This window comes from Aurantimonas aggregata, assembly GCF_010500835.1.
Classification (GTDB): domain Bacteria; phylum Pseudomonadota; class Alphaproteobacteria; order Rhizobiales; family Rhizobiaceae; genus Aurantimonas; species Aurantimonas aggregata.
On record NZ_JAAAMJ010000006.1, the window covers coordinates 14,717 to 29,348 of the forward strand.

Annotated in this window: 18 protein-coding genes; 2 read left to right on the plus strand and 16 right to left on the minus strand. The window is 66.1% G+C overall.

What is annotated here, in order from left to right; genetic code table 11:
• Nucleotides 1-22: 22 nt before the first annotated feature.
• The 9 genes from GTW51_RS10050 to GTW51_RS10090 all read right to left on the minus strand — a co-directional run bounded on the left by GTW51_RS10050 (nucleotide 23) and on the right by GTW51_RS10090 (nucleotide 7,467).
• The gene (locus GTW51_RS10050; RefSeq protein WP_163043799.1) at nucleotides 23-289 is read right to left on the minus strand and encodes a hypothetical protein; all 267 of its coding nucleotides are present in this window, start codon (nucleotides 287-289) and stop codon (nucleotides 23-25) included.
• A gap of 68 nt (nucleotides 290-357) precedes the next feature.
• Nucleotides 358-1,278: a phage capsid protein gene (locus GTW51_RS10055; RefSeq protein WP_163043800.1), complete on the minus strand. Its 921-nt coding sequence runs from the start codon at nucleotides 1,276-1,278 to the stop codon at nucleotides 358-360.
• Between the two features lie 159 nt (nucleotides 1,279-1,437).
• Nucleotides 1,438-2,370, minus strand: a complete 933-nt coding sequence (locus tag GTW51_RS10060; protein ID WP_163043801.1) for a hypothetical protein — start codon at nucleotides 2,368-2,370, stop codon at nucleotides 1,438-1,440.
• A gap of 7 nt (nucleotides 2,371-2,377) precedes the next feature.
• On the minus strand, nucleotides 2,378-2,734 hold the full coding sequence (locus tag GTW51_RS10065) for a hypothetical protein (RefSeq protein WP_163043802.1): 357 nt from the start codon (nucleotides 2,732-2,734) through the stop codon (nucleotides 2,378-2,380).
• Entirely contained in the window at nucleotides 2,731-4,293 is a 1,563-nt protein-coding gene (locus tag GTW51_RS10070; RefSeq protein WP_163043803.1) for a portal protein, read from the minus strand. Before GTW51_RS10070 ends, GTW51_RS10065 begins: the two co-directional genes overlap by 4 nt.
• Nucleotides 4,294-4,296: 3 nt before the next feature.
• On the minus strand, nucleotides 4,297-4,521 hold the full coding sequence (locus tag GTW51_RS10075; RefSeq protein WP_163043804.1) for a hypothetical protein: 225 nt from the start codon (nucleotides 4,519-4,521) through the stop codon (nucleotides 4,297-4,299).
• Nucleotides 4,514-4,909 carry a hypothetical protein gene (locus GTW51_RS10080; RefSeq protein ID WP_163043805.1) on the minus strand — a complete coding sequence of 132 codons (396 nt, stop codon included), beginning with the start codon at nucleotides 4,907-4,909 and terminating at the stop codon, nucleotides 4,514-4,516. The genes GTW51_RS10075 and GTW51_RS10080 overlap by 8 nt, the downstream gene beginning before the upstream one ends.
• Complete coding sequence (locus GTW51_RS10085; protein ID WP_163043806.1) at nucleotides 4,902-6,476, minus strand: hypothetical protein; 1,575 nt, start codon at nucleotides 6,474-6,476, stop codon at nucleotides 4,902-4,904. Before GTW51_RS10085 ends, GTW51_RS10080 begins: the two co-directional genes overlap by 8 nt.
• Nucleotides 6,477-6,822: 346 nt before the next feature.
• Nucleotides 6,823-7,467, minus strand: coding sequence for a hypothetical protein (locus GTW51_RS10090; RefSeq protein ID WP_163043807.1), 645 nt, complete (start codon nucleotides 7,465-7,467; stop codon nucleotides 6,823-6,825).
• Nucleotides 7,468-8,043: 576 nt separating this feature from the next.
• Between GTW51_RS10090 and GTW51_RS10095 the strand changes: the two genes are divergently transcribed.
• Together GTW51_RS10095 and GTW51_RS23905 are read left to right on the plus strand one after the other, a co-directional pair.
• The gene (locus tag GTW51_RS10095; protein ID WP_163043808.1) at nucleotides 8,044-8,256 is read left to right on the plus strand and encodes a hypothetical protein; all 213 of its coding nucleotides are present in this window, start codon (nucleotides 8,044-8,046) and stop codon (nucleotides 8,254-8,256) included.
• A 271-nt stretch (nucleotides 8,257-8,527) separates the two neighbouring features.
• Nucleotides 8,528-8,608: a DUF6471 domain-containing protein gene (locus GTW51_RS23905; protein WP_343033991.1), complete on the plus strand. Its 81-nt coding sequence runs from the start codon at nucleotides 8,528-8,530 to the stop codon at nucleotides 8,606-8,608.
• Between the two features lie 17 nt (nucleotides 8,609-8,625).
• Here GTW51_RS23905 and GTW51_RS10100 read toward each other — a convergent pair whose 3' ends face one another.
• The 7 genes from GTW51_RS10100 to GTW51_RS10130 form a co-directional block, all read right to left on the minus strand.
• Nucleotides 8,626-9,615, minus strand: a complete 990-nt coding sequence (locus tag GTW51_RS10100; protein WP_203566008.1) for a hypothetical protein — start codon at nucleotides 9,613-9,615, stop codon at nucleotides 8,626-8,628.
• A gap of 47 nt (nucleotides 9,616-9,662) precedes the next feature.
• A complete protein-coding gene (locus tag GTW51_RS10105) occupies nucleotides 9,663-11,525 on the minus strand; it encodes a hypothetical protein (protein WP_163043810.1) in 1,863 nt (620 codons plus the stop codon).
• Between the two features lie 96 nt (nucleotides 11,526-11,621).
• On the minus strand, nucleotides 11,622-11,918 hold the full coding sequence (locus GTW51_RS10110; protein WP_163043811.1) for a DUF2312 domain-containing protein: 297 nt from the start codon (nucleotides 11,916-11,918) through the stop codon (nucleotides 11,622-11,624).
• Nucleotides 11,915-12,148 carry a hypothetical protein gene (locus tag GTW51_RS10115; protein WP_163043812.1) on the minus strand — a complete coding sequence of 78 codons (234 nt, stop codon included), beginning with the start codon at nucleotides 12,146-12,148 and terminating at the stop codon, nucleotides 11,915-11,917. Before GTW51_RS10115 ends, GTW51_RS10110 begins: the two co-directional genes overlap by 4 nt.
• An 11-nt stretch (nucleotides 12,149-12,159) precedes the next feature.
• Nucleotides 12,160-13,143 (minus strand): hypothetical protein, encoded by a 984-nt coding sequence (locus tag GTW51_RS10120; RefSeq protein WP_163043813.1) that lies wholly within the window; start codon nucleotides 13,141-13,143, stop codon nucleotides 12,160-12,162.
• A gap of 2 nt (nucleotides 13,144-13,145) precedes the next feature.
• On the minus strand, nucleotides 13,146-14,264 hold the full coding sequence (locus GTW51_RS10125) for a DUF7146 domain-containing protein (protein WP_163043814.1): 1,119 nt from the start codon (nucleotides 14,262-14,264) through the stop codon (nucleotides 13,146-13,148).
• Nucleotides 14,258-14,626: a hypothetical protein gene (locus GTW51_RS10130; RefSeq protein ID WP_163043815.1), complete on the minus strand. Its 369-nt coding sequence runs from the start codon at nucleotides 14,624-14,626 to the stop codon at nucleotides 14,258-14,260. The genes GTW51_RS10125 and GTW51_RS10130 overlap by 7 nt, the downstream gene beginning before the upstream one ends.
• Nucleotides 14,627-14,632 lie beyond the last annotated feature (6 nt).

Here is a 14,632-nt window from a genome sequence, read left to right on the forward strand (position 1 = left end):
CGGCATCCCCTCGATCGAGTGCTTAGGCGGCCGTGGCGACGGTCACGACGCCGGCGGCCACGTTGGTGACGATCAGGTCGAGCATCGCCGGCGTACCGTCGACGGCGACAGAGCAGAAGATCCGGTCGCCCTTCTTGAGGTTGAACTTGGTAAGCCCGTCGTTGAAGTACCCAGCGGCGTTGATCGTCGCCGCCGCTTCCGTCGTCGAATAGGCGTAGTGGTTGGCCTGGTTGCGGGAACCGCGATCGCTGGTGGCGTAGCGCGACAGTGCCTTGATGTTGAGTGCCATGGTCGGCTTCTCCTCTAAGGGATGGGGCGGGACCGGCGGCTAGCCGCCGGCCTTGATGTCGGGATGGATCAGGCGACGCGGGTCGGGCGAACCTGCGCCTTGACGCGGATGCGCTTGACGCCCTCGGGCAGGATGCCAACCGAGTTGCCGGAGAGGCCCACCTTGGCGAGCATCGGCGTGCCCTCGTAGTCGGCATGCGTGGTGATCGAGGGGGTTTCCTGATCCCACTCGGCCTCGTTGCCCATGGCGTCCGTCGCCCACATGAACGTGTCGATGTAGCCAGCTGTGCTGAAGCCGTTGCCAGCGCTCCCGGTGCCGTAGGCGCCGGTGCCGAAGACGAAGTGCTCGTCGGGCAGCGTCATGATGTGGATGCCGCGCCAGGTCCGCTTGCGGATGGCCGCCGACTTGGCGAAGGGCAGATCCGCCGAGCCGATATAATCGGCGTTGGCAAATTCCTTGTACATCATGAACTGGTCGAACAGCGCTTCCGTCACCGGCCACCAGACGTCTTCCTCGGCGCCAGCGCCGCGGATCTGCGAATGTGCCTCGAGTGCGTCGAGGAGATCGATCGCAGCCGTGCCGTCACCGATCGTCTTAACTTCGGCGTTGCCGGTGGCGAAGGTATTCAGCGCCTGCAGCTTGAGATTGTCGCGCTGGCGACGGATGGCGTTCGACAGCATCTTGCCGACGGCCGCCTGCTCGTTGGGGCCCTGCTTACGGGCGTCCTGGACGCGCATCCAGGCCGAAGCCTCGAAATCGCGGATGGACACCTGGACCATGGAGAGATCCGGGTTGGTGTTCTGGATCTTCTGGATGGAGCCGGAGAGCTCGTAGGCATCGACCCGGCCGATGACCGGGAACTTGATGACGCCGGCGCCGCCGTCGCCGCGGGCCATCGTGCCGTCGAGATAGCCGCCCATCGACTGATAGCGGGCGCGGACCATGTCCCGGATCTTTTCGCGGTACCAATTTGGAGCTTGAACGGTCATTGGGGAAAACCCTCTGGGATTGATGATTGGACGAAATCACCGAGGGCCGATTAGCCGGAGCCGCGACGGGTCCGGTGAAGGATAGCCGTCGCTCTGTCCAGGTCGCTCCCGTCCGGTAGCAGCCAGAGGATGCACCGGGCGGGAGCCTGTTAAATGATCTCAGTCGCCGGGCAGCGTCTTCTGATAGTCGGCGTTGAGCTGGTCGAAACTCGCCTTGTTGAATTTCGGGCTGGCCGGGTCGTTTTCCGGCAGCGCCGAGCGGCGCGCGAGCTCGGTCCGTGCGTCGTTACCGCCGCCGCCATTGCTGCCGCCATTGGTCGGCTGCGCATTGCCGTCACCGCCCAGCTGGCCCTTGAAGAACTCGATCGCCTTGATGCCCTTGGCGCTGTCGCCGAGCATCATCGTCATGTGGTCGGCCGATTCCTTGTCGAGGCCGCGGGCGACCATGCTCTCGACCCAGCCATGCGCGTCGTTGATGCGCCGCTCGACCGCCGCATCCTGCTGCTGCTGCGGCATCGATGCGGCATTGTCCGGCAGCAGCGCCTTGCGCTCGGCAGCGACGTCGATCGGCGCCTCGAGCACGCCCATTTCGGAGGCCTTCTCCATGTAGACCCCGAGCAGGCCGTGCAGCTTGCCTTTCGAGATCCCGAGTTCCTTGGCCTTGTTGGCGATGTCATCGAACAGCCCGTCGCCCTCGAGCGTGTCGAAATAGGGCTTGAGTTTCTCGTCGACCTCGCCGAACTCGCGATAGGCGGCGATATCGTCGGGCACGCCGTTGTCGCTGTCGCGTTTGCGATAGCCGTCGACCGCCTTGAACAGCTTGTCGATCGTCTCGCGATCATCCTTGCCGTGGTAGCTGTCGGCTAGGCCCTCAGGGCGATAAGGCCCGTCGGCTGCCGCGCCAGCGCCCGCAGCCGCTGCCGCTGCAGCCGCCGCGGCGGGATCACCTTCGCCGGCGCCGGCGCCAGCGCCTTCGCCGGTGCCGGCGGCGCCAGCTGCAGCGGCAGCAGCCGCCGCGACAGCAGCAGGATCGCCACCGGCGCCGACGCCGTCGTCAGGACTGCGCAGGATGCGGTCGAGCAGGTTCTTCATGTCAGCCTCACTGGTTGTCGATCAACTCTTGCCCGCGCCGGATCGCCGCGAGGATCACCTCGCCGACCCCTTCGATGCCCTGCCGGTTCGCGGTCAGGATGGCGGTTTCCTCGAAACTCTTGCCGGTGGCACGGAACGGCTGCCGAAGCGTGATGTCCATCAGCCACTCGATGACCTCGCGGCCCTTCTGCGAGTTCAGCCCTTGCGCCAGGTACATCGCGACATCGTCGGATGGCTGGTTGTGGACCGGCTGCTCCGGACGCGGCGCAAACATCGCCTCGAGACCTTCCCAGCCGCCGCTGGTTGCCTGCTCGAGCTGGTCGATCGAGCGCGCCTGGCGCGGTCCGTATGCTACCTGTGTCATTCTGCCATCGCCTGTTCGATCATCTGGGGCGCCGCCTCTTGCATAGCGCCGGCGGCCATCAGCTGGAGCTGCTGCTCCTGCCGTTTCGCTTCGATATCGGCCCGTTCCTCCTCGGTCGGGATCAACGACTTGTCGATCTGCAGGTCGTCGCCGATCTTCTCGAGCACCTTGTTGATGTGGGCGTAGAGCCCGATGCTATCCGGGCCCGCAATCGCCCCGACCATCTCGATGTAATTGGCGATCGAGGCGAGGCGCCCGGCATTCATCGCCGCCTGCATCGGCGACTGCACGCTCGTCGCGATCAGGAACTGGTCGACGTTGAGCGGCATCGACAGGAAGCCGGCATCATAGAGGATCTCGGCCACGCGCGGCACGATCACCGGCATGATCTCGTTGGAGAGCCGCCCGAAAGCGCCGATATGCGTCTCGGCCTTCTGGCGCAGCTGGCCGACGATCTCCGATGCCGAGCGCGGCGTGCCGCGCTTGTCGGCGATGCGGTTGTCGAACAGCGCCATTTTGATGTCGTCGCGCAGATTGCCGATGATCATCGACGCGACATCGAGGCGCCCGCTGGCCGGATCGATGCGGGATACGTCCGGACCGAGAATGCCGCCGGTCGACTGCATCGGCCAGAACTCGCCCGGGCCGACGCGCACCGTGTCGGGGTTGAACGTGCCGCCGGCGCGGTAGCCCCAGATCCCGAGCATCTGGATGGCAGCCGCCTTCAGCGCCAATTCCTGCGCCTTGTTCAGCGTCTTGATCGACGGCAGTGCGAGCAGCACGGGCCCGCGGCCATAGGGCTCGCCGGGCACGCGGTAGTAGCGCGGAATCGCGATCGGCTGCGTCCGCGACCAGCTCTTTGCGATTGGCTCGACGCCCTCGGCGATGTAGGCGGCGAAGGTCCAACCGAACTGGTTGCCGCCGGTGAGCTTCACCCAATCCTGATAGATCGTTACGACGGTGCCGGCCTTGCTGACGTCCTTGAAACCGTCGGGAAACTTGCCGTCCGGAAAGGCGTCGATCACCTGTTGGTGCTCGAGATCCTGTTTCCAGGACACCAAGTTCGTGCGGCCGCTCATGTCGATGCCGATCGCGATCTCGTCGAACGGAATCGAGACGAACAGCACCGGATTTTGCGCGTCGCCCTTGATGGGCAAAAGGGCGCCGGTGCCGACGCCGAGATCGATGCAGGTTTCGTGCAGGCTCGTGTCCCAATCGCCCGTCTGGAAGAACGGGTGCATGGCGCTGCCGACCTTCTCAAGCTCGCGGTCGAGCTTCACCGCGCCGGCGCCGAGCTTCAGCCGCGCCAGGGCGCCCGACTGCAGCGTAAACGGCGCCTGGCCGGACGGGAACAGATCCTGCTGCAGCGAGCCCGCGAAGTGCATCGAGCTCATCGTTGCGGTCATATCGAAGATCCGGTCGACCTGGTTCTTCGCCTGACCGTCGCCGCCGGGCCGCCGATGCGGAATCGCGTAATCGTAGGCCTGGCGATAGAGCGTGTCCCACGGGCCGCGCTTCGACCAGATCTGCCGGCGCCTGACGACGTGCCGATCTTCCATGAATCAGCCGCCCAGCGTTGAGGCGAGACCGCCTTCGGCCGTATCGGACAGGAGCAGGCGTCGACCGCGCGGCGCGCGCCGCGATGCGCCGCTGGCCTTGCTGTCTTCGTTCAGCGCCGCCAGCTGGCGATCATTGGCGATCGACTGCAGCTGGCGTTGCTCGGCCGCCTGCTTCTTGGCTTCGTCACCGCCGCCACCCCCGAAAAGTTTCGCCGCCACATCACCCATCGCCAACCCACCTCAATTCGGTTTCGTCCTCGCCGGTCGGAACAAATCCGGCCAGGCGGTGCATCCGGCGGCGGGTGCGATCTTCCGGACCGACACGCGCAAGGATGACGACGCCATGATCGGCGAGCGGGCGGAGCATTAACTGCGCCAGCCGGATCAATCGCCGCATGTGCGGCCGCGCCGCGCGCGAGATCCGCGTGCAGAGCTCCACCCGGTCCGGTGCCTCCGGGAACAACCAGGCGACGGCGATCGGATCACCCGCCAGGCGGATCGACACGGAATGGCTCTTGCGATGCTGCAGGACGAGGATGCGCCGGCGCGACGATCGGGCCGCCAGCGTCAGGACGTCGAGGATCGGCGCCGGCGTGAGGATCTCGATGTCAGACACTGAAGACGTCGAAGTCGGCGCGCGCCTTGCGCGACGAGATCGGCACGACCTTGCTCGGCCGCCCCTGCTGCGCGGCGTCGGTGATCGCGCCCGCCCGCCCGCGATGGCCGAGCGTCAGATACTGCCAAGCGTCCTGAATATGCGAGTAGGAGTTCTTTGCGACGGCGAGGCGATCGGTGGCGCCGGCGCTGGCCATTTTGGTCAGCTTGTAATGGGCCGCGAAGCCGCCGATCGTGACCTCGCAATCGGACGAGACCAGCAGCCGTGGCGTGTTGCCGTCGATCATGCCCGATAGATACCAGCGCACCGAATCGTGGCGCAGGCCCGGCTCGTTAGACGGCGCTGGCATGATCGATACGTTCAGCGCCCGCGCGACGATCTCCATGTGAGACAGCTCGCCCGCCTGGCGATCGGCGCCGTAATAGGCCGAGGGATCCGCCCATGCCTCGGAGATCGGGAAGCCGGCAAAGTCGGCGAGCAGCACCTCGAGGATCATCGTCGCGAAGCGCGTCGGGCCAGTGCCGGGATCGGTGCAGATCTCGCGCAGCATGCGCAGCTGGCCGTTCGGCATGAATTGGCCGATGCCGCAGGCCGGCGAGCCCCCGGCGTCAAGGCCGAGCCCGATCGGCAGCCCGCGCACCGGCGAGAGCTTCTGATCGGTCCGATGGACGTTGATATTAAACTCCGGATAGACGGCCTTGCCGTCGGTGGCATAGCCAGGCAGGCCGTGCACGAACCGGCGCACGTCGTTTTCCGTCATCGTCTGCGACTCGAGCTCGTAGGACGATCGCGGCTTGCCCACGCGGTTCTCGGCATTCGGCGACAAACCCGACGGCTGAGGGTGCAGGACATAGCCGGGCTTCTGCTCGGCCTTCTTGGCGTAGCCGGTGAAGCGCAGCGACCAGTTGCCGATGTCCGGCGGGTTCATGTCGGCCCAGACCATACGCGGCAGGATGACCTCGCCTTCCTTCGGCTCGAGCCCCATCAGCCGAAAGCCCTCGGCCGCGGCCTTTGACACGCGATCGAGCTCGCTGTCGGCGATCATCGAGACCGGCGGATAACGCCCGGTACGCTGCAGGAACATGCCGGCGACGCGCTCGTCGAACGCATCGCATTCGTTCATCCACCCGGCCGAGATCTCGTAGCCCTTGGTGAAGCTCTCGATCGTCTGGTCGCCGATCGCGCCCGTCTGCAGCGTGAACTCGACCTTGACGCGGCTGTTGTCGCGGATCGTCTCCCACTCGAGCTTGTGCGTCACCGGCCGGTCTTGGCCGCCGGCGTAGCTCTTCGTCCAAGGATGATCTTCCGGAAATGCTTCGTGCCACGATTCCAGCGCCGTTCGCGCAAAGTCTCGATAGGTGGTCCGGATACAGGCGACCTTCATGCGGATCACGCCATCCCGGCAGACCGGCATGAACTTCGACGCCAGCAGCGGCCCCTTCATGACGCTGCAGACCGTCTTCCCAGACCCGGCCGGGCCCATGATGATGTCGATCGGCCCAACCGCCTGGAGGAACTTCGCCCCGACCGGCCCCGGCGGCCCGTATCGCTGAATGTCGATGCCCATGACCCTTGGCCCTCTCGTGACGGCGCAACCCGCCACCCGATTCAAGGCTACTGAGTTTCCGCCACCGTTGAGTGAGCCAGTCCGGATCTCTGGTGTGTGTGAGAGGCGAGCCCCCGGGGGAGGGGTGCGCTTCGCGGTTTTGAAGCCTCGCGCGGGCGGGCGCACGCGCACGCGAGGGGAGGGGGCGGGGTCCGGCGCCGCACCGGCCACCGGCTGGCGCCGGCGAGGCGAGGCCGTCGCCGAACTGCCTCACGTCCGCCAATGATTTTCAATGATCGGCGCGACGCTCGAAACGCCAGCGATTGTAACGACTTGGCCGAACCGTGAGACACCACCCGCCAGCGTCTCACGTCTCGCCGTCGCTATCCCCTTGATTTCGTTGAGCCTGCCGAACCTGCCCGGTCACCGACATGAACGCGTCGCCCGCGGCGCCGCCGGCGGCCAGGTCGCCGACCAGCAGCACGCCGAGGCGCCGCTCGGTGACGTCGATCTCGACCGGCCGCTTGCTCTCGAAGTACGGCAGCAGCTCGGCGTTGGCCTTGAGGATCATCGCCAGCGCTTCCGCCGGCGTGCAACTCTCCTCGACGAGCTCGCCCTCGCGCGGCCCGCTCTTGGCGCGGTAGGGCGTCGACAGCTCGGCCGCCAGGTCCATCGGATTGGCGCTGGCGATCGCCGCCAGGTTCTCCATCGGATGCCGGTAGCCCTTCGCCAGCAGGTAGTTGCGCATCGCCGTGGTGCGCTTGTTGCTGGCGCCCTTCGGCCTCCCTCGCCCTTTGGCGCCTTCGATAGTATCCGCGACATAGCTGACAGGCCCGGCGAACAGCGAGACGCCGAACAGGTCCGCGTCGTCGCCATCGTCGGCGCCCTCGAGCTGCGCCGCAAGATCCGCAGCCGCCTGGTCGACCGTCGCGCGGATACCGGCAGGATTTCCGTCCTCGATCGGCGCCGCGGCGCCGCGTTCCGGATCCTGATCTGGCGGTGTGTGTGCCACTGAAAGCCCCATATTCCGGCCCTTTCGGGCGCCTCGCTCTATTGGACCCGTTTTTTATTCCGGTTGACTGGCAATCCGCCGAGAAGCCCGGTTCAACCGGCGTTCAACCGCCATTCGGCCAGCGTTTCCATAGACTTATATACCTACGGTTGACGGTTGTATGGTTGAATGATCCCTCGCATATGCGCGCGCGCGCACACGAGAGCATCAATAACCGGTCAACCGTTCAACCGATGGATTAAGCTGTTGATTGTGCTGAAGGTTCGCGGTTGAACCGGGTTCAACCGCTGGTCAACCGTTCAACCGGATGGCGCCGCCACCCCCATGCCCGAACGGGACAGGCGCAACCGTATGACGCACGCGCCCTAGTTAAGTGCTCGCGGCGCGAAGCGCGGGCCGCAGGGACATGCGCAAGCGCTTCGCGCCGCGAGTTCCGCTTAGATCTCTTGGGCGGCGGAAAGAGAAAACGCCGCCGACCGACACAGCCAGGACGGGCGAGGGATCGGGATCGAGAGGGTTGCCGGCGCGAACGAAAGGCGGAATATGTTCCTCTTTCGTTCCGAAGGAGAATCGCGAGTGGCCGTCAGGAGGATGCAGGACCTGGTCTTCACCATCGAGCAGTGGACGGCCGACGAGGCGGCGATCGAGGAGAAGCTCGCAGAGGCGTCGAACGCTGTCGTGGCACGTGCTGCATTCACCGCCGCCTGCAGGCAGCGGCCGACCAGCGTCATCCTGCTAAGGCACGGGATAAGGGTGGTCGAGGCCCAACGGCCGGGCACGGGACGCTAGCCGGCGATCGCCAGCGCCGCCGGCGTCAGTTGGTGGAGTCAAAGCACGCCGGCAAGCCACACGGCGCCGCCGACGATCCGCAAGAGAGGTAGGGAGTACGCCATCACGCCCCACACGAACCAGGCGAGGACGACAACGAAATTAGCAAGGCAGATGGTCGAGCGGACCGACTGGGAAGAGAAGGACAAGGGCATCCTGCGAGGTGAGATGGCGCGTCGGAAAGCTGGCGGCAATCGGACTCGAGGAGACAGAGCGGAACCTGCGCAATAAGGTGAGCCGGGGGAAATTCACCGCAGGATTCTTGTTACAATGCCTTACTGCCATCGGCACATTATCGTTGCGGCTAGAATAGCGGCACTTGTCCTCTTGCTAGGTGCAGACAACGCCAGTGTCGCACAGGAACAGGAAACCAACCCATCCGAGACAAGCCAACCCAATGGACAAGAGGACGCTTCCACCAGCAGCAAGGTACCATTTTCGATCCCTGTTTCGATTATCGAAGGCCTTGGCGAAAGAGAGGCCGCCCAACGCAGCGAAGCAGAGAGAGAGCAGCGTGAGCGCGACGATCTGATAGCCCAAAAACTTGCGGCTGATGCCAGTTCGAGATCGGCTGAAATCGCTTGGTGGCAATCCGTCTGGTCTTTCGTTCAGACGGTTTTCATATTCATTGGCACCGTCGCTCTCGTTTGGACGCTGATAGAAACTCGTCGGATGATCGCCGTGGCCGACGAGACGCTTAGGGTTGAGAGAACTGCCGCCGAACTCGAATACCGGCCTATTATAACGATTGATGGCGTTTACATTGAGCCCCCAAGCACCGGGATCCCCGCCGATCACATACATCACCTCGTCGGGTTCACCATCACAAACCAAGGCAAGACACCCGCGTGGGTCACAGAAATAAAAGCTTTTCGTTACTACAGCGACGATGACTTTGTAACGGGTATTAAGTCTGAAGAGATTTTCTGCTCTGATCCAGTTTATAGAATGGATAATCCTTACAGGCTGCTTTTTGGCGGTCGTCAAGAGAGCTTCATTATTGCCAACTTGAATTACCCCCATTTCGAGCGCGCGCGAACTCATGTGCCTGAGGAAGTGCTGGCACAGCATGCCGAATCCGCTGTCACTAGTGCTATGCGGTTCGACAGTAAGCTCGCATATGTTGCGTGCGTAGTCTGCTACAGGTTCGGAATCGGGGCAGACGAACGCCCATTTAAGACTGCGACCGGTTTCTCCATCCGCCCCGCATGGAACAAGGATGGCGGATTTGTTAAGTTCACCCAAAATCCGATAGCTGCCTTCGACAGGATGACTTAAGCCCAGCAAAATCAGAGCGACCACTGCCGCGAGCGCGCGCACCGCGCCGCATGAGAAGACGTCGACGACGCGGACAGCCGGCCTCGAGCTCATGCGCCGGACGTTAGCTTGTCATACTCGACCAGGTCCACCAGCAGGCACCATTTCGTCGAGCCGTTGATCTTGATATTGTGCAGCCGCTTGTCATCCTTGCCGCCGCGCCGCACGACCTCTTTCGGTCCCTGTTTGAGCGCGATGGTCCAGCCGCCGCCCTGAAACTCCGTATCGCCGAAGATCCTTGCCAGCTGTGGGCCGCTGGAAGGCACCGCCAGCGCGTAGCCCTCGCACGGGTCGCCAGGCTTGCGCAGGCCGAGCCCCGCGGCCGCCAGGCGTAGCCGTGCGTCCTCGTAGTCGACGCCGCCGTTGCCGTCGACGAGATCCTCGATCACGCCGCCGACGGTCAGCCGGTCGCCGCCCTTCCATGCCTCGATCGAGGAGCCGAACAGCTGGTCGAGCACCTTCTGCCAGTTGTCGACTTCCTCGAGCCGGTCCGATGTCGTCGCCTCGGCGATCTTGTGGCCGGTGGCGGCCATTTCGGTGATGTCGAGCCCGGCCTCGCACATCGCCTCGTCGCCGAGCAGCAGATGCGCCGCCGCGAGGAGGGTGCCATAGGTTGCCTGGGCGCGGGCGTCCATGCCGCCGTCATGCAAGGCGCGCTTCCACTCCGGCAACAGCCGCGATCGGAACGCCGTCCAGCCGTCCATCACCTGGCGAACGATCATCGGCCCGTCGGCCTCCGACAGGTCGATCGACAGCGCCTTGCGGCTTTCGTCGAGGCGCGACAGGTTGAGGATCGCCATGCGCGAGCGGTCCTGCGCGCCCAGCGGCGGCGGGTTGATCGCCGAAAACAGGAACGAGTTGCGCGCCTGGAACTCGACGCCTTCGTGATCGGCGCCGCCGCGGAACATCGACGAGCCGGAATAGGCGATGCGCGCGAGCTCGATCACCGACTGCGCCTTGGTCGACCGCGCCTTGTTCTCGAGCTCGTCGACCGTGACGGCCAGCGAATCCTGTTTAACCCGCTGATAGATGCCGGCGGCCGTCGTGTCGGCTGTGGCATGCAGCGAGCGGCCGAGCACCCGCGTCAACACGCCGTGCAGCGTCGACTTGCCGACGCCGCGGCCGCCGACGGTGAAGACGATCGGCCGCTCGTCGAGCGCGCCGCCCATGTAGGACGTGGCGAACCAGCCGAGGAACAGGATCGGGTCGATCTCCGGCCGGTCCCATGACCAGGTCTTGAGATATTTGAGGATCCGATGCGCCGGCGTCGTCTCCTCGGTTACGACGACCTCGCACGGCCGCTGCACTTCCGGCGCTCTTGTGTAGAGATAGCCGTCGAGCTCGCCCGGCCGCGCCGCCATCAACTTGCCGCCAGCCTCGGCCGTCCAGAGATATTCCCCGGAATGCCAGACGAAGCGGTCGCCGCGATCCTTCCAGCCGCCGCGCCCTCGCACGCGGTCCTTCGGGTCGAACAGGCCCTTGCGGGCGCCCTCCTGGATCAGGCAGTTCATCGCCTTGTCGCGCTCGAGGCGCTTGACCACCGCCGGCAGCGGATCGCCCTCGGCATCCTTGCCGGGCGACGCCTTCGCCGGCCAGGCCCAATAAGCATAGTTGAGCTGCGGCGCGAACAGCTTCGCCAGCACGGCCGCGTCCCATCGCTCGATCGCCATCAGCTGGCCGGAAACCGAGACGCAATAGGTCACCGCGTCGGTGTGGCCGAGCACCTGAACCGGGCATTCGGGCGGCATCTGGTCCCACGGGGCGCCGGGCCACTCACCGGCCTTGACGCCAGCGCGCGGCAGGTTCGGGTCCGGATCCTCGGCGATCGCCCGTTCCTGCAGGCGCCGCGCCGCGTCGAGAAACGCAGCCTTGGCGTTCGAGACGCCGATCCGGGAAACGGGTTTCTTTGACATGCCACCGCATCAGTTGAAGTCGGATAAAAAAGGCGGCGCCGCGCTGAGGCAGGCGCCGCCAGGTGCGGCCCGCGGGAGGACGTGCGGGCCGATCGGTCAGACGACGCGGAGGACGCGATCCGCCGCCGGCGCCTCGTCTTCCGGCAGGTCGGCCGCCATGCCGATCGCCTGCAGGTAAAGCTCGAGGATCGCCTCGTCCTCGCGGTACTGGTCGAGGCCCTGTTTGCGGATCGAGACGAGCCGACGCAGCGCCTTCTTGTCGAAGCCCTCGCCTTTGGCCTCGGCATAGACGTCGCGGAGATCCTCGCCGATCGTCGCCTTCTCCTCGTCGAGCCGCTCGATGCGCTCGACGAAGCTGCGGATCCGATCGGCGGCGACGAAACCCTCGCTCATGACGCCCAGCCTTCGAGGAACTTGGACAGCGCCGCGTGGAGTTGCCCGGTTTCGCCGGCGGCGTCTTCCGCCATTACATCGGCCTCGATCAGGATCTTCGCCGCGTCGGCGAGCTTCTCGAGCGTATCCTCGTCGACCTCGCCGCCCTCGCTGGCGACGCGCAGCAGGACTTCCGTCGCGACGCTCGCCTGGTGTGCCGCCGCGAGCAGCTTCTCGCGGCGAGCTGACATGGCGCCGGCGCTCATGACCGCGCCGCCATCATCCGGCCGAGCTCCGACAGATCCTCCGGCCCGTCGACCGCCTCGAGCGTCGTCTCGTCGGCCGCCACGCTGAAGCGCCGGCGCGGCGCCTCGATCAGCCGGGCGAGGGCGGAAGCCTCGCGGCGCTGCATCGCATCGACCTTGATCAGCACGTCGCGAAACGTCTCCCATGCCGCCCGCGCCGCCGGCGAGAGATCCGGCCAGGCCGTCGCCAGCGCCAGCGCCGGCGCCCCCTTCGCCGTGTGGCCGTACAGCGCTTCCGTCGGCGCCTCCGGCCAGGTCCGCACGAACGGCACGACGACGAGGATCAGCGCGACATGCGCGTCGAGCGCCGCCGTGTCCTCGTCGCAGAACCAGCGATCGCCGCCGGGCTCGATCGCCGGCGTCAGCGCCTCGTACACCGCCGTTCCCGCGTCATAGGCCGCCGACGGCGCGCCCGTCGCCAGCTCGAGCGCGTCGACCAGCGTCTGCATCGGATCGGCGATCAGCTCGGCCCATTCCTCGGCGCTCACCCCAACCGGCGGCGGGCCCTTGACGGCGGTCGGCTCGACGTCGTCGAGTTCGTCGGAACCGGAAGCTTCACCGGTCACGTCTTGCGCAGCGGCGCCTGTGGGATCCCCGTCGCTCGATCCATTTTCCGCTGCAGGTTTTCCAGCCTCGCCGTGGTCGGCTCCAGCTCCGGCAGTGGCAGCAGCATCGGATACCTCCGCAGCATCGGCGGCAGGTTTTCCGCCGGCGTTTTCAGCCTGGCCGCTTCCCGCGGCGCCTTCTTCCGGCTGCCCGCCCGCATCCGGCCCGGCATCTTGCAGCACGCCATCGCTCAACCCTTCCTTCTTCTCGAGTGCGGCCAGCTCGGCGCGCTTGGCGTCGATCGCCTCCTGGATCGTCTCGTCGCCCCAACGGCCGTCGACCTCGATGCCGAGATCCCCGGCTTCCTTCACCAGCTTCTTTGACTGCCTCGCCATGGTCACTTCCCTTGTTGCGGCACGTAGCCGTCGTTGAAATCCTTGCCGACGGCCGAGCGCATGACTTCGACCGGCTTGTCGTGTTCGGAGAGCTTCGCCAGCACCTGGTCGAACTGCTCGAGCGCCGTGCGGCTTTGCCAGTCGTTGTCGGCCGCCACGAACACCATCGAGACGCAGGGCAGCCACACCGGCGCCGCGCCCATGCCGATCAGCGAGCCGCCGGCCCACACGCGCGCGTCGGGCACGGCGATCGCCAGGCTGAGACCGTCCTCGATCCCCTCGCAGAGGATCAGCGGCGCCGGAATCGTCGCCGTCTCCGGCGGCAGGCCTTCCGGCCCGTGCGCGATCCGGATCACCGAGCCCATCGCCTCGCCGAACATCAGCTTGGGCGACTTCACCGGCGCCTTCGCCGGCTGCACCGGATCGAGGAAGGTACAATGCACCCCCGTCACCAGGCCGGTCGCCGAGCGGAAGGCCGAGACGATCGCCGGAAATTCGGGACCGGGCGCGACCTTCTGCCGGCGGCCGCCCTCGCTCGACCAGCGCGCGCCCTTCCACCATTCCAAGGCAGGGGCGACGCGGAACGTCTCGCGATCCCATTGCGCGACGTCGGCGAGCGGCACGCCGCGGCCGAGCGCGAAATAGCGATGCGCCAAAAGCGCGGCCGCCGAATCCTCGACGATCGGCGCAGCGCTGTCCCACAGCCGCCGCACCGCCTTGCGCCGCTCGGCCGCCTTGTTCTCTGCCTCGCGCTGCGCGTCGACCCGGCGCTGTTCATTGCGGGCGGAAAAGTCGGCGCGCTCGCGGGTCGACATGCGCGTCAGGCCCAGCCACTCGCGCGACCAGTCCATCGCCCCCTTGAAATCCGTCGCCAGGCAGTGCGCGACCAGGCCGACGACGTCGCCCTTGTCGCCCGATCGCCAGTCGATCCAGGCGCCGACGTCGCGATCGAGCGCGATTTTCAGCGCCGGATCCTTGGCCTCGTCGCTGGTCGCGGGGTTGTGCGCCACCCAGAACCGGTTCTCGCGGCGTCCCGCCGGCAGCATCGCCTGGCAGAGATCGAGGATCCGATCCTTCAGCCCCGCCTTGACCTCCTCGACCTCGCGGCGATCGCCTACCATCGACGCCCCCCGACGAAGCAGATGCCGAGGACGCGGGCCCGGCCAAGCATGGCGTTGCGGGTGCGCTTGGGAAAACCTTCGGCGAACAGGATCTCGGCCGCCTCGCGTGCATTCTTGCCGGCGCCGGCAAGCTCGACGAGGCGCGTGGTTTCCTCGATCGACCACGCGCCTTTCGGCAGCTCATAGGTCAGGCCGACACGGTCAGGCCGCCGGGCGATTGTCATCGCCGCGCTCAGCACCGGGAATTGCGGCGCCACGCCGCGCCGGCGCGCGACGTGGCGCGGATAGCTCGGGTCGACCTTGAAGCGCTCGGCAATGTCAGCGCCGCGCTCGCCGGCCTCATAGGCCGCGGCGATTGCCATCTTGAT

What these genes read in the sequence shown, in the direction of transcription:
- GTW51_RS10055 (WP_163043800.1), bottom strand. Translation starts at nt 1,278, where the DNA reads ATGACCGTTCAAGCTCCAAATTGGTACCGCGAAAAGATCCGGGACATG.
- GTW51_RS10075 (WP_163043804.1), bottom strand. Translation starts at nt 4,521, where the DNA reads ATGGGTGATGTGGCGGCGAAACTTTTCGGGGGTGGCGGCGGTGACGAA.
- GTW51_RS10130 (WP_163043815.1), bottom strand. Translation starts at nt 14,626, where the DNA reads ATGGCAATCGCCGCGGCCTATGAGGCCGGCGAGCGCGGCGCTGACATT.
- GTW51_RS10115 (WP_163043812.1), bottom strand. Translation starts at nt 12,148, where the DNA reads ATGTCAGCTCGCCGCGAGAAGCTGCTCGCGGCGGCACACCAGGCGAGC.
- GTW51_RS10060 (WP_163043801.1), bottom strand. Translation starts at nt 2,370, where the DNA reads ATGAAGAACCTGCTCGACCGCATCCTGCGCAGTCCTGACGACGGCGTC.
- GTW51_RS10050 (WP_163043799.1), bottom strand. Translation starts at nt 289, where the DNA reads ATGGCACTCAACATCAAGGCACTGTCGCGCTACGCCACCAGCGATCGC.
- GTW51_RS10110 (WP_163043811.1), bottom strand. Translation starts at nt 11,918, where the DNA reads ATGAGCGAGGGTTTCGTCGCCGCCGATCGGATCCGCAGCTTCGTCGAG.
- GTW51_RS10065 (WP_163043802.1), bottom strand. Translation starts at nt 2,734, where the DNA reads ATGACACAGGTAGCATACGGACCGCGCCAGGCGCGCTCGATCGACCAG.
- GTW51_RS10105 (WP_163043810.1), bottom strand. Translation starts at nt 11,525, where the DNA reads ATGTCAAAGAAACCCGTTTCCCGGATCGGCGTCTCGAACGCCAAGGCT.
- GTW51_RS10125 (WP_163043814.1), bottom strand. Translation starts at nt 14,264, where the DNA reads ATGGTAGGCGATCGCCGCGAGGTCGAGGAGGTCAAGGCGGGGCTGAAG.
- GTW51_RS10070 (WP_163043803.1), bottom strand. Translation starts at nt 4,293, where the DNA reads ATGGAAGATCGGCACGTCGTCAGGCGCCGGCAGATCTGGTCGAAGCGC.
- GTW51_RS10085 (WP_163043806.1), bottom strand. Translation starts at nt 6,476, where the DNA reads ATGGGCATCGACATTCAGCGATACGGGCCGCCGGGGCCGGTCGGGGCG.
- GTW51_RS10120 (WP_163043813.1), bottom strand. Translation starts at nt 13,143, where the DNA reads ATGGCGAGGCAGTCAAAGAAGCTGGTGAAGGAAGCCGGGGATCTCGGC.